The following is a 13,959-nucleotide window of genomic DNA, read 5'->3' as shown; positions in this document are numbered from 1 at the left end:
CGTGCTGAGCTGGTCAAACTTAAACGAGAACACAACTATGCTTTCCTCCCGTAAAGCTTTTGCTTCGGTTTCCAAGCGTCACTTGCTGCTGATCGCTGTTGGCTTCAGCACCGTGCTGACCGGTTGCGCTACGTCGCCGACGTCCAAGGTCGCCTCGAGCACCAAGGTCGAGTACTACCCGAACTGCTACGAGCCGGTGCAGCACCTGCGCGCAACCGATTCGAACATGACCAAATCAGTGGTTACCGGCGCGGCTGTCGGCGCTGTTGGCGGTGCACTGTTGGGCGCCCTGACCGATTCCGAGAACCGTGGCCGCAACGCCGCCATCGGTGCGGCGGGCGGTGCCCTGGCGGGCGGCGCGGTCGGTTATTACAACGAACGTCAGAAGCAGATCGTCGATGACAACCAACGCATCGCGTCCTATGCCTCCGACGTCAATAAAAGTGCCGCCGACATCGACCGCAGCACCGCGTACGCCAAGGCTTCGCAACAGTGCTACCAGAGCGCGTTCACCAAACTGGTCGCTGACCGCAAGGCCAAAACCGTCAACGACACCGAGGGTCGCAAGCGCCTGGCAGAAATCGTTTCTGGCCTCAAAGAGTCCAACGACCTGATCGTCGCGGTGAACGGTAAAGCCAGCGAAGACCTGAACAACTACACCCAGGCCTACGAAAAAGACCTGCAGCAAGTAGGCGTGCAGCGCAACGACGTGGTCACCGTGGCAACCGCCGACACCACGCCGGCCGTGACCCCGACCAAGAGCAAGAAAGCGGTGAAACCGGCGAAAAAACCGGTGCTGCCAACCGTGCCGAAAGAAGCGGTCACCACCGAGAAAACCCTGCAAACCGCACAAGCCAAACAGGCGGAAAGCAAGCAAGTCGCCAGCGCAGGCACCACTCAGGTCAACAGCATGTGCAAGAACCCGGACCTGGGCGACTGGGCACCGGTACCTTGCCCGAATGTTTGATTGAGTTTTCTGTAGGGCTTTGGTCATTCCCACGTGTTGCGTGGGAATGACCTGTACTGGCTACGCCAAGGCGCCATGCGCCGCCATCTCCCGCGCTCGTAAATGATCCAGCGCCCGCTTCATCCGCCGTCCGCCATTTTTGCCAAGTGCCGAGCCGTTTAATCCCTGAACGAATACAAGGTACTGATGGCTTCAATATTTCAAACGTAAGCACTTAAAAAACGGGATCAATAACGTGAATGCACAACATTGGTCGGTGCAGACATACGCTTATCCTCAACAAAAGAATTGATGTTGGAAGGAACCTGAAGCGAGGTCCGATATCTTTATATAGAGGTGCCATCATTTTGATGTCACTTTTTTAAGTGCTTATTGTCGATCATCGCTTTGTACATGGATGACTGTGTTTTTCAGAAAGCTCCTACATTTTTCATTTTTTATTTTTGTCATGCTGTCTCAAGCGTCAGGAAATGAATTCATCGGTGATGATTGGCAGGGTTGATTGATCGCTCTGGTTCAATGGTTTCGGGGGGTAACCATCAAAGATGGAAAGGTCAAACCTGGCGCCAGGGAATCCCCTGTCACATATAGGGTTTTCTCCTACATGCAATAGAGAAGACGCCGCTTTATTGTTTAAACGGGTGCTTGCTAATGGCCATCATTGTGATTAGGATGCGCGCACTTGAAAGGGCGCGAACTCAATTGGATGAGATTCATCGCAGCTCTTTGATACTGTCCGGCACCATTGCAACTCCAATGGCCGTATGACTGTAATCCTAATTAAAGGCCATGGATGTCCTACTCAAGCAAACTTTCCGCTCATTACCTTGAACTCGCAAAAGCCTCTGTTTCCAAAGAGAATTTCGCGGGCGAGGATGTTCGCTTTTCGAGCGAATATGAGGCATTGGAAAGCGAGCTGGCCAAAGCCCAGTCCATGCACGAAAGCGGTCAGATCGACTGGCTGAAAATCCGTGAAAACAGCGAAAACCTGCTGCGCACTCAATCCAAGGATTTGCGTGTTGGCGCGTGGCTGACCTGGGCGTTGTATCAGCGTGAATCTTTCCAGGGGCTGCTGGCCGGTCTCGGTTTGTTGCACCACCTCTGTGAAAACCATTGGGCCGAGGTTCACCCGAACAAGGCCCGCACCCGCTCCGCCGCCATCAGCTGGTTGGTGCCGCGTCTTGAACAGGTGCTGAACGAAAACGTTGCGATCAAAGAGCAACTGCCGCTGTTCCGCCGGCTGGTCGAGCATCTGGAAGGCCTCGACGCCGCGTGCACCGAGCACTTGGGCGATGACGCGCCGTTGCTGCTGCCGATCTCCCGTCGCTTGAAAAACATGGTTCAGCGCGCCGCCGACAACCAACCGGAGCCCGGAGTGGTGGGCGCCGCGGTGGCCCAGGTCAAGCAGGCCGCGACCCAGCTGTTCACTCCCGGCGCGCCGATCGACAACGAGAAAGAAGCCCACAAAGCCCTGCGCGCCCAGCAGGAAAGCGCCCGTCCGTTGTGCGCCTGGTGGCTCAAACAGAAAGCCACCGACCTGCGTGCCCTGCGCCTCAATCGAACGTTGCTGTGGCTGCCCATCGACGCGGTGCCCGAGCGCAATGCCGAGCAGATCACCGTCCTGCGTGGCGTGCCGGCAGACAAACTCAAGTCCTATCAGGACCGCTTCGACCAAGGGAAATACGCCGATCTGCTGGTAGAGCTGGAGGCGAGCCTGGCGAAGGCGCCGTTCTGGTTCGATGGCCAGCGAATGGTCTGGGAATGCCTTCAGGGGCTGAACGCCGAGATGGCCATGCGCGAAGTGGAAATCCACTTCGCGCTTTTGGTTCAGCGCCTGCCCGGCATCATCGAATTGCGTTTCCACGACGGCGCGCCGTTCGCGGATCCGGCCACCCGCGCCTGGATCAGCGCCCACGTCATGCCGCACCTGCAAAGCGCCAGTGCGCCGCGCAAGGTCGAAGTCGCCGATACCCAGCCGGCCTGGGAGCTGGCCCTGGAAGAAGTCATGCCGATTCTGCGCAAGGACGGCCTCAAGGCCGCCGTGCAGATTCTCAAGCAGGGCTTGCAAAGTGCCCACGGCGGGCGGGTCCGATTTTTCTGGCAGTTCGCCCTCGCGCGGCTGTGCTTCATGGCCAAGAAATACGAACTGGCCAAGACCCAACTCGAAACCCTCGACCAAACATTACAGGACTCAGGCCTGCACGCCTGGGAGCCCGATCTTGCGCTGGAAGTGCTGCACCTGCTGCATAGCTGCTGCGAGTTGTTACCGCAGAACCATGCAGTGCGTGAACGCAAGGAAGAGATTTATCGCAGGCTGTGCCACCTCGATCTCGAAGTGGTACTCGAATAGGCCCCAGGGCCACAACCGCAAGGAGAAAAGCCATGGCCAAAGAAGGCTCGGTAGCCCCCAAGGAACGCATCAACGTCACCTTCAAACCCGCCACCGGCGGTGCTCAGGAAGAGATTGAACTGCCGCTGAAACTACTGGCAATCGGTGACTACACCCACCGCAAGGACGAACGCAAAGTCGAAGATCGCAAGCCGATCAGCATCGACAAGATGACCTTCGACGAAGTGCTGGCCAAGCAAGAGCTGAGCCTGACCCTGAGCGTGCCGAACCGTCTGCAGGAAGATGGCGAAGCCGACGAGCTGGCCGTGCAACTGCGCGTCAACTCGATGAAGGACTTCAACCCGGCATCGCTGGTCGAGCAAGTGCCTGAGCTGAAAAAACTGATGGAACTGCGCGACGCGCTGGTAGCCCTCAAAGGCCCGCTGGGTAACGCGCCTGCGTTCCGCAAAGCCATCGAAGGCGTGCTCGCCGACGACGAATCCCGCGGTCGCGTACTGGGTGAGCTGGGCCTGAACGCCGCAGCCCCGGACGCCTGAGCCCCTATCAGCCAAGGAAGCCAACACAATGAGCACTAGCGCAGCACAGCAAAAGAGCAACGAGAACGGCGAATACAGCATTCTCGACAGCATCATCGCCGAAACCCGCCTGACCCCGGACGACGAAGCCTACGACATCGCCAAGCGCGGTGTGTCGGCGTTCATCGAAGAGCTGCTCAAGCCGCAGAACAACGGTGAGCCGGTCAAGAAGGCCATGGTCGACCGCATGATCGCCGAGATCGATGCCAAGCTCAGCCGCCAGATGGACGAAATCCTGCACCACCCGGACTTCCAGTCCCTGGAATCGTCGTGGCGTGGCCTGCAGTTGCTGGTCGACCGCACCAACTTCCGCGAAAACATCAAGATCGAAATCCTCAACGTCTCCAAGGACGACCTGCTGGATGACTTCGAAGATTCGCCGGAAGTGATGCAGTCGGGCCTGTACAAGCACATCTACACCGCTGAATACGGCCAGTTCGGTGGTCAGCCGGTTGGCGCGATCATCGCCAACTACTACATGTCCCCAAGCTCGCCGGACGTGAAACTGATGCAGTACGTGTCCAGCGTAGCCTGCATGTCCCACGCGCCGTTCATTGCTGCCGCCGGCCCGAAATTCTTCGGCCTAGAAAGCTTTACCGGCCTGCCGGACCTGAAAGATCTGAAGGATCACTTCGAAGGCCCACAGTTCGCCAAATGGCAGAGCTTCCGTCAGTCGGAAGACTCCCGTTACGTTGGCCTGACCGTGCCGCGTTTCCTGCTGCGTAACCCGTACGACCCGGAAGACAACCCGGTCAAATCGTTCGTGTACAAAGAAACCGTCGCCAACAGCCACGAGCACTACCTGTGGGGCAACACGGCCTACGCGTTCGGCACCAAGCTGACCGACAGCTTCGCCAAATTCCGCTGGTGCCCGAACATCATCGGCCCACAGAGCGGTGGCGCGGTTGAAGACCTGCCGTTGCACCACTTCGAAAGCATGGGCGAAATCGAAACCAAGATTCCTACTGAGGTTCTGGTTAGCGACCGTCGTGAATACGAACTGGCCGAGGAAGGTTTCATCTCCCTGACCATGCGCAAAGGCTCCGACAACGCGGCGTTCTTTTCCGCAAGCTCGGTGCAGAAGCCGAAGTTCTTCGGCATCAGCGCAGAAGGCAAGGCGGCAGAGCTGAACTACAAGCTCGGCACCCAACTGCCGTACATGATGATCGTCAACCGCCTGGCTCACTACTTGAAAGTGCTGCAGCGCGAGCAACTCGGTTCGTGGAAAGAACGTACCGACCTCGAGCTGGAACTCAACAAGTGGATCCGTCAGTACGTGGCCGACCAGGAAAACCCGAGCGCCGAAGTTCGTGGCCGTCGTCCGCTGCGTGCTGCCCAAATCATCGTCAGCGATGTTGAAGGCGAGCCGGGCTGGTACCGCGTCAGCCTGAACGTGCGCCCGCACTTCAAGTACATGGGTGCTGATTTCACCCTGTCGCTGGTTGGCAAGCTGGACAAAGAGTAAACGGAGCGACTCATGACTGGATACGGCAGCCTTTTCGAACGCCTGAATGGCGACGCGGACAAACGCGTCGGCTGGAGCCGCGAGGTTTCCGCCATGGCGTCGGTGGCTGCCCATCTGGCCAAGATGCTCAGCACCCGTGCGGGCAGCGTGCAAACGCTGTCCGATTACGGGCTACCCGATCTCAATGACATGCGCCTGAGCCTGCACGACTCCCTGAGTCAGGCCCGCCGGGCCATCGAAAGCTTCATCGAAGCCTACGAACCGCGCCTGAGCAACGTGCGTGTCATCTCCCTGCCGCGTGACAACGATCAGCTTCGCCTGTCCTTCAGCATCGAAGGCCTGCTGGAAGTTGATGGTTTCAAGCGCCAGGTCAGTTTCGCCGCGCGCCTGGATGGCAGCGGTCAAGTAAAGGTCAACTAGGGATATGCGATTGAGGGTTCTAAGTACGTTGGCAATGATCGTGCGTCGCGCTTTGCTGCTGATCGCCCTGACTGCCGCTGCCCTGGTGTTGGCTGCCTGCTACATGAAAGTGACGGCTTCAAGGCTCGCTCACGTGTACTCCACAGTCTGGAACGAGCCTGGGACTTGTTACATCAACTCCTACATTCCGCAGTATTCGGCTCTGGGTATTCCCGGAAAGATCTTCCGTCTTTTCACCAGTGAAGCCTTTTTCAGGGTGTACGCAAAAGACGGCACGTTGTTGAAGTCGTCTGAATGGTTGATTTGGCAGAACGAATTCACGACGGATGAACGGGCGCAATGGGTAAACGCTCATGCGATCTATCCGACAGCGACGGGTTACGAGGGCTGGAAAATTCCAGTGTGTGGTTGAGCAATGAACAGTCATCAAGCCAAGGTCAATTAAGGAGAGCCCAATGTCAGGAAAACCCGCAGCACGCGTATCCGATCCCACCGCTTGCCCGCTCCCCGGCCATGGCACCAACCCGATCGCCGCCGGTTCCGGCGACGTGTTCTTCGACGGCCTCGCGGCCGCCCGCCAAGGCGATGCCTCGGCGTGTGGTGGTGCGATGGTTGGCGATTTAGCAACGACCGTTTTGATCAACGGTAAACCGGCGGCGACCGTCGACTCAGTCGGCACTCATGGCAATAAGGTTACCGCCGGGTCTTCGACTGTGATTATCGGAAACTCGCATTCGCCGGTGCCTTTTGTGCCGCCGTTACCTGTGATTATTCCCGGAATATTCAATCGTGTTTTTGCCTTCAAAACTGCCAGTGGACAAATGGTCGAGGGGCTGAACTATAGAATAGTTTCCGAAAGTGGAATCGAGAAGTTTGGTACTGCGGTAACCGGAACGTCCGCCTGTTTCTCAACGGGACAGAAACCTGAGCCTGTCTCGATTTTTGTAACATCGGAGTAGTATTTTGGAAACGATTGTTGAAGTTGGCGGCGTGCCTTATACCTTCGTTACCGAAGACGGTGTTACTGCGTTAAGGCTTGATGACAAAACGACGGCCAGCAACGAAACGGATCTAGGAGTTTTGAGCCTCCCTGAAATTTGGTTGGTGACTCGTTCTAATGGCGTACCTCTATTCGCTGTAAAACCAGATATCTGTGATAAGCCTTTTCGCATCCTGAGCGCTGAAAAGTTATACGCTGAAAAGATTCAGTGGTTTGAACCGCTGGCCGACTTCTATCGCGAGCGGTTATGGGTAAACCCCAAAAGCAGTGTAGAAGGGTCGGAAGTGTACGACGCTTATCGACAACACACATGGCAATCAATTATTGATTTTGCAATCGTAGACAGGCCATCGATTGTTTACTATAGAAATCTTCCGGGAGACTGGAAGAAACAACCTGAAGGTGGGGCGAAGTATCTTCTTTGTCTCGTTGAAGGTGATCCTTACTGGACAGATGGACTGGGACAAATTCCATTCGCAGTGGATACCTTCCGTAAGTATTGGGAGGAAACCCGCGAGGTTGATTCCGCAATCAGGAAGACTGGCCAGACCGGCCTTGACTGGGCAGACGGAACGCTCGGCGGCAGCGACGATGGCAGCAAGAATGTCTATGACAACTTCATAATTATCAGGGCCTGTTTGTGGGCTTCCGAGAACTTTGAGCTGGTGCTCGAGAAAAGAGCCATGAGCGGTCAAAGATTCGGGATTGGCGGTGCGACAATCGCAAGCACAGTGTTCAAGCCAGCCTCTAATGTACGGTTCAAGACGTCGATTGACGCAGGCCTGTTGGCAAAATATAAAACATGGGAAGCGTGATTGTGAAAGTTCTCGTTGGTGCCGTTATTTATTTGCTCGTTGGCGTCTTGTATTTTTATGTGCACGATATTGGTGTTGTTTATTACAAGTCGCATGTGGGCTTTACAGACAGGGGGGTCGCAATAGGTGGTACCGCAGAGCTGACATTTTATTTTTTTATTCTGATCAATTTTATCGTTTTCTTTATTCCTAAGGTTTTGTTGAAGTTGCTGGTGATAGCAGGAATGCTGGGTGTTGTGTTGTTTTATTTCTTACCAGACAACCCGGTGCGAGCATTTGCCTATGGTGGTCTTACTACCAGTATGAGTGTATTGGCGCTTGTGCTGCGCTTGAAGATTGAGCCGTGGCGCTCTCGAAGTTTTGTTTAAACGGGCCGTAACATGAACGGAATTGATTTCGCTCTTGCCTGGCGACGGTATTGCCGGTTGGCCCTGCTGGGGCTCCAGGGATGGTGGTTCACTCATGATCGACGTATCAGGCGAGATGCGCATGCTTAGCCGCGCGCAGCTGGGTTTCTTCATGGCTGCCTTGTGGTGGCCATTGCTGGCGGTACTGGCGATTTCTTCCTATGCCCTGTGGATTGGCGAGTATTCAACGTTCGATTCATCCCAGACCTATTGGCAGTACCTGTTGTGGTGGGGCATTCCTGGGCTATTGGCGTTTTCGCTGTGGATGTCCCGAGGCGCCAAGAACCGAAACGAGCAACAAGCGCTTCGGATGGTTTGGCTCGCGCCTTTGAAATTCATCCCCTTTTACGCCGTGCCATGGATGATTTATGGCCTGGGGTGTGTGGTCGCCGGGCCGTGTGCTGAGGCTTACATGGCGTACGGTTGGATCATGCTGGTGCCTTACCTCCTGATTGCCGGTTACGTCTGTGCCGGTCTGACAGTCGCGCTCTACAGGACAGTTTTTTCATGAGTTCCACTACCAGGCAGGTAACCCGTGTCCTTTAACCACTACTACCAAAGCGAACTCACCGCACTTCGCCAGTTAGGTCGTCGTTTCGCCGAGCGTAGCCCGGCGTTGGCGCCTTTCCTCGGTCAGGCCGGGCGGGATCCGGATGTGGAGCGGTTGTTGGAGGGCTTTGCCTTTCTGACCGGTCGTCTGCGGCAAAAGCTCGACGACGAGTTGCCGGAGCTCAGCCATTCCCTGATGCAGTTGCTGTGGCCGAACTACATGCGGCCGCTGCCGGCGTTCAGCATTTTGCAGTTCGATCCGTTGAAGCGTTCCGGGCCGGCGTTGAGGGTCGAGCGTGATACGCCGGTGGAGAGCGTGCCGGTCGATGATGTGCGTTGCCGTTTCCGTACGTGCTACCCGACCGAGGTGTTGCCGCTGGATCTGGCCGCGCTGAATTACTCGGTAAAGGGTGACGGTTCGCTGTTGAGCCTGCGCCTGGAGATGAGCGCGGATGGTCACCTCGGCGAGTTGGAGCTGAGCCGTCTGCGTCTGCACTTTGCCGGTGAGCGCTACATCAGCCAGATGCTGTACCTGAGCCTGTTGCGCAACCTCGAAGGCATCGAGCTGATCCCGCTGGACGGCGCCGGCAAGCCCATCAACGGCGTAAGCGGTCAACCGATGGCGTTCAAGATGCCCGGCGACCGTGTGCAGCCGGTGGGTTTTGCCGAAGAGGAAGCGTTGATCCCGTATCCGCTGAACACCTTCCGCGGCTATCGCTACCTGCAGGAGTATTTCGCTTTCCAGGACAAATTCCTGTTCGTTGATATCAACGGTCTGGACCTGCTCAAGGCATTGCCGGAAGACACCCTCAAGCAAATGCGCGGCCTTGAATTGCGCTTCGATATTCGCAAGAGCGGCATCATGCGGATGCGTCCGACCCTGGACAACGTGAAGCTCTATTGCACGCCGATCGTCAACCTGTTCGAGCACGATGCGCTGCCGATTCGCCTCGACGGCAAACAAGACGAATACCTGCTGCTGCCGGCCGAATACGACCTGGAAAACTGCGGCGTGTTTTCGGTGGAAACCGTGACTGGCTGGAAGCCCGGCGGTCTCGGTTATCAGGAATACGTGCCGTTCGAATCCTTCGAGCACGACCCGAGTTTCGATGTGCCCAACAGCCGTCCGCATTACAGCATCCGCCAGCGTTCGTCCTTGCTGCACGACGGCCTCGACACCTACCTGAGCTTCGGCATCCGCCATACCGAAGCCCACGAAACCCTGTCGATCGAGCTGATGTGCACCAACCAGAACCTGCCGCGCAAGCTCAAGCTCGGCGACATCCGCATGGCCTGTGAAGAGACGCCGGAGTTTTTGAGCTTCCGCAACATCACCCCGGCTACCTCGAGTTTCGCGCCGCCGCTGAACCGCGACTTCCTCTGGAAGCTGATCAGCAACATGTCGCTCAACTATCTGTCGCTGGCCGACGTCAACGCGTTGAAGGTGATTCTCGAAACCTACGACCTGCCGCGCTACTACGACCAACACGCGGAAAAAGTCAGCAAACGCCTGCTGGGCGGGCTCAAGTCGATCAAGCACCAGCATGTCGACAGATTGCACCGAGGGTTGCCGGTTCGCGGGTTGCGCACCGAGCTGACCATCGACCCGGAAGGGTATATCGGCGAGGGCGACCTGTTCGTGTTCGCTTCGGTTCTTAACGAGTTTTTCGCGCTTTACGCCAGTCTCAATTCGTACCACGAGCTGCGGGTAAAAAGCACACAGGGAGAGGTGTACCAATGGACACCACGTATGGGCCTGCAGCCCCTGCTTTAAGCGGGCTGACCCGGGTAATACGCGAGTACTCGCTGTTTCAGGCCGTGCTGCTGGTGATCGACCGGCTGCGCGATGCACACCCGCACCTGAGCGAAGACGACCTGTACGACCAGCTGGAATTCCAGGCCAATCCGAGCCTGGGTTTCCCTGGCAGCGACGTCGATCGCGTGGAGTTTTTCGAAGAACACGGGATGAGGCGAGCGCGTCTGCGTTTCAACCTGATCGGCCTGGTCGGCTCCGGTTCGCCGTTGCCTGCGTTTTATGGCGAACAAGCGCTGGGTGACAGCGAAGACGGCAACCCGACCCGTAACTTTCTCGACCTGTTTCACCATCGCCTGCAACGGCTGATGCTGCCGATCTGGCAAAAGTATCGCTACCGCGCGAGTTTCCAGAGTGGCGCGCTCGACCCGTTTTCGGCGCAGCTGTTTGCCCTGATCGGCCTCGGCGGCGAAGAGATCCGCAAGGCCCAGGAACTGAACTGGAAACGCCTGCTGCCGTACCTCGGCCTGCTCAGCTTGCGGGCGCACTCGGCGGCGTTGATCGAAGCGGTGCTGCGCTACTACTTCAAGCACGCCGAGCTGACCATCGAGCAGTGCATCGAGCGCCGCGTCGAAATCCTCGACGAGCAACGCAATCGCCTCGGTCGCGGCAACAGCATGCTCGGCGAAGACCTGGTGCTGGGCGAACACGTACGCGACCGCAGCGGCAAATTCCGCATTCACATCCGCGAGCTCGACTGGCAACGCTTCCACGAATTCCTGCCGATCGGTTTCGGCTACCAGCCGTTGTGCGCGCTGGTGCGGTTCACCCTGCGTGACCCGCTCGATTACGACATTCGCCTGGTGCTGCGCCAGGAAGAAATCCGCGAACTTCGCATCGGTGAGCAGAACGCCTGTCGCCTGGGGTGGACCAGTTGGCTCGGCCGCGAAAAAGCGGACGGCGTGGTGACCCTGGGCAGCAAAATTCATTAAGGACAGATGACACATGATCAACGTAGACCTGCAACAACTTATCCAGGCGCTGGACGCCGAAACCCGTCGTGACCTGGAAAGTTCTGCCGAACGCTGCGTCGCCCGTGGCGGCAGCAAGATCCTCGTCGAAGACTTGCTGCTGGGCCTGCTGGAGCGTCCGCAAGGCCTGCTCGCCCGGGCATTGCAGGATGCCGAAGTGGACGCTGGTGAGCTCAGCGCCGCGCTGCAATCGCGGGTCGAGCACAGCGCCTCGCGCAACCCGGTGTTCGCCCCGGAACTGGTGCAGTGGCTGCAAGATGCCTTGCTGGTGGCCAACCTCGAACTGGGCCAGAGCCAGGTCGAGCAGGCTGCGTTGATCCTCGCGCTGCTGCGCAACCCAATGCGCTACGCTGGCAGCCGCTATCAGTCGTTGCTGGCCAAGCTGAACATCGAGCGCCTGAAAGAATTCGCCCTGTCGCAGAAAGAACAACCGGCCACCGGCAAACCGGCGGTGCCCGGCGAATCGCTGCTGGAGCGCTTCACCCACAACCTGACCCAACAGGCCCGCGACGGCAAACTCGACCCGGTGCTGTGCCGCGATGGCGCGATCCGTCAGATGGTCGACATCCTCGCTCGTCGCCGCAAGAACAACCCGATTGTGGTGGGTGAAGCGGGCGTTGGTAAAACCGCTATCGTCGAAGGCCTGGCCTCGCGCATCGCCGCCGGTGAAGTGCCGCAAGTCTTGAAAGGCGTTGAGCTGCTGTCATTGGACATGGGCCTGTTGCAGGCCGGCGCCAGCGTCAAAGGCGAATTCGAACGTCGCCTCAAAGGCGTGATCGACGAAGTCAAAGCCTCGCCGAAACCGATCATCCTGTTCATCGACGAAGCCCACACCCTGATCGGCGCAGGTGGCAACGCCGGCGGTTCTGATGCGGCCAACCTGTTGAAACCCGCCCTGGCCCGTGGCGAGTTGCGCACCATCGCCGCCACCACCTGGGCGGAGTACAAAAAATACTTCGAGAAAGACCCGGCCCTGGCCCGTCGTTTCCAACCGGTGCAACTGCACGAACCGACTGTCAGCGAAGCGGTGACGATTCTGCGTGGCCTGGCTCAGGTCTACGAGAAGAGCCACGGCATCTACCTGCGCGATGACGCGGTGGTTGCTGCGGCCGAATTGTCCGCCCGTTACCTGGCGGGTCGTCAGCTGCCAGACAAGGCCGTCGACGTGCTCGACACCGCCTGCGCCCGCGTACGCATCAGCCTCGCCGCCGCCCCGGAAAGCCTGGAACGCCTGCGTGGCGAACTGGCCGAAGGTGGCCGTCAGCGTCAGGCCCTGCGTCGTGACGCCGAAGCCGGTCTGCTGATCGATCACGAAGCGCTGGACGCTCTGGAAGATCGCCTGGCCGACGCCGAAGACGAAAAGGTCGCCCTCGAAACGCTGTGGACCGAGCAGAAAGAGCTGGCCGAGCGCCTGCTGGAGCTGCGTCAGCAACTGGCCAAGGCCCGTGAGACCGCCGCTGTCGAACCGACCATCACGGTCGAGGAAGACGCCGAAGGCACCGTGATCGAAACGTTGCCGGTGGACGAAGCGCAAAGCGTTGAAACCCTGGAAACCGCGCTCAACGAAACTCACAAAGCTCTGACTGAGCTTCAGGTCAAAGAACGTCTGGTGAGCTTCGAAGTCTGCCCGCGTCTGGTCGCCGAAGTGATCAGCGCCTGGACCGGTGTGCCATTGGCGCAACTGGCCCGCGAACACAACGCCAAGGTCGCAAGCTTCGCCACCGACCTGCGCACCCGTATTCGTGGTCAGGAGCAAGCGGTTCATGCCCTCGACCGTTCGATGCGTGCCACCGCTGCTGGCCTGAACAAACCTGATGCACCGGTCGGCGTGTTCCTGCTGGTCGGCCCGAGCGGCGTCGGCAAGACCGAAACCGCGCTGGCCCTCGCTGATTTGCTGTACGGCGGTGATCGTTTCATCACCACCATCAACATGTCCGAGTTCCAGGAGAAGCACACCGTGTCGCGCCTGATCGGTGCGCCGCCGGGCTACGTCGGTTACGGCGAGGGCGGCATGCTCACCGAAGCCGTGCGGCAGAAACCGTACTCGGTGGTGTTGCTTGATGAAGTCGAAAAAGCCGACCCGGACGTGCTCAACCTGTTCTACCAAATCTTTGACAAAGGCGTGGCAAACGACGGGGAAGGGCGCGAGATCGATTTCCGCAACACGCTGATCCTGATGACCTCGAACCTGGGCAGCGACCGCATCAGCGAACTCTGCGAAGACGGCGCGCGGCCGACCGCCGAAGTCCTCGAAGAAACCATTCGCCCGGTGCTCAGCAAACACTTCAAGCCGGCATTGCTGGCGCGCATGCGCGTGGTGCCTTACTACCCGGTGGGCGGCCCGGTGCTGCGCGAGCTGATCGAAATCAAACTCGGTCGTTTGGGCGAGCGCCTGAACCGCCGTCAGCTGGATTTCACTTACTCCCAGGACCTTGTCGATCACCTGGCTGAACGCTGCACTCAAAGCGACAGCGGTGCGCGCCTGATCGACCACTTGCTCGACCTGCATGTGCTGCCGCTGGTGGCCGACCGTTTGCTCGATGCGATGGCCACCGGTGAAAGCCTCAAGCGCGTGCATGCGACGCTCGACGGCAATGCCAGTGTGACGTGCGAGTTCGCCTGAGGTG

General features: G+C 58.3%; 13 protein-coding genes. All 13 read left to right on the top strand.

All coding sequences use genetic code 11. The annotated features are described in order from the left end of the window. The first annotated feature begins 37 nt into the window (after positions 1-37). The 13 genes from tagQ (at position 38) to tssH (ending at position 13,955) form a co-directional block, all read left to right on the top strand. Positions 38-967, top strand: a complete 930-nt coding sequence (gene tagQ, locus AC30D7_RS01240) for a type VI secretion system-associated lipoprotein TagQ (RefSeq protein WP_490132723.1) — start codon at positions 38-40, stop codon at positions 965-967. 793 nt (positions 968-1,760) lie between these two features. After that, positions 1,761-3,317, top strand: coding sequence for a type VI secretion system protein TssA (tssA, locus tag AC30D7_RS01235; RefSeq protein ID WP_490132722.1), 1,557 nt, complete (start codon positions 1,761-1,763; stop codon positions 3,315-3,317). Positions 3,318-3,349: 32 nt separating this feature from the next. After that, a complete protein-coding gene (tssB, locus tag AC30D7_RS01230; protein ID WP_019580435.1) occupies positions 3,350-3,853 on the top strand; it encodes a type VI secretion system contractile sheath small subunit in 504 nt (167 codons plus the stop codon). Between the two features lie 28 nt (positions 3,854-3,881). Continuing rightward, positions 3,882-5,357, top strand: coding sequence for a type VI secretion system contractile sheath large subunit (gene tssC, locus AC30D7_RS01225; RefSeq protein WP_490132721.1), 1,476 nt, complete (start codon positions 3,882-3,884; stop codon positions 5,355-5,357). A gap of 12 nt (positions 5,358-5,369) precedes the next feature. Next, positions 5,370-5,777: a type VI secretion system baseplate subunit TssE gene (gene tssE / locus AC30D7_RS01220; protein WP_064621123.1), complete on the top strand. Its 408-nt coding sequence runs from the start codon at positions 5,370-5,372 to the stop codon at positions 5,775-5,777. Between the two features lie 34 nt (positions 5,778-5,811). Continuing rightward, a complete protein-coding gene (locus tag AC30D7_RS01215; RefSeq protein WP_490132720.1) occupies positions 5,812-6,189 on the top strand; it encodes a hypothetical protein in 378 nt (125 codons plus the stop codon). Between the two features lie 43 nt (positions 6,190-6,232). Beyond that, entirely contained in the window at positions 6,233-6,736 is a 504-nt protein-coding gene (locus AC30D7_RS01210; RefSeq protein WP_007934534.1) for a PAAR domain-containing protein, read from the top strand. Between the two features lie 4 nt (positions 6,737-6,740). Then, positions 6,741-7,592, top strand: coding sequence for a hypothetical protein (locus AC30D7_RS01205; RefSeq protein ID WP_007934536.1), 852 nt, complete (start codon positions 6,741-6,743; stop codon positions 7,590-7,592). A 2-nt stretch (positions 7,593-7,594) separates the two neighbouring features. Then, positions 7,595-7,960, top strand: a complete 366-nt coding sequence (locus AC30D7_RS01200) for a hypothetical protein (protein ID WP_490132719.1) — start codon at positions 7,595-7,597, stop codon at positions 7,958-7,960. Positions 7,961-8,054: 94 nt separating this feature from the next. Continuing rightward, complete coding sequence (locus tag AC30D7_RS01195; protein WP_033063809.1) at positions 8,055-8,510, top strand: hypothetical protein; 456 nt, start codon at positions 8,055-8,057, stop codon at positions 8,508-8,510. Between the two features lie 24 nt (positions 8,511-8,534). Further along, the gene (tssF, locus tag AC30D7_RS01190; RefSeq protein WP_019650073.1) at positions 8,535-10,322 is read left to right on the top strand and encodes a type VI secretion system baseplate subunit TssF; all 1,788 of its coding nucleotides are present in this window, start codon (positions 8,535-8,537) and stop codon (positions 10,320-10,322) included. Then, positions 10,286-11,293 carry a type VI secretion system baseplate subunit TssG gene (gene tssG / locus AC30D7_RS01185; RefSeq protein WP_019580441.1) on the top strand — a complete coding sequence of 336 codons (1,008 nt, stop codon included), beginning with the start codon at positions 10,286-10,288 and terminating at the stop codon, positions 11,291-11,293. Before tssF ends, tssG begins: the two co-directional genes overlap by 37 nt. Before the next feature lie 13 nt (positions 11,294-11,306). Next, positions 11,307-13,955 (top strand): type VI secretion system ATPase TssH, encoded by a 2,649-nt coding sequence (gene tssH / locus AC30D7_RS01180; protein ID WP_490132718.1) that lies wholly within the window; start codon positions 11,307-11,309, stop codon positions 13,953-13,955. The last annotated feature ends 4 nt before the right edge of the window (positions 13,956-13,959 follow it).

This window comes from Pseudomonas sp. DF5 (assembly GCF_058148225.1).
This window is presented reverse-complemented; position numbering and strand designations above follow the sequence as displayed.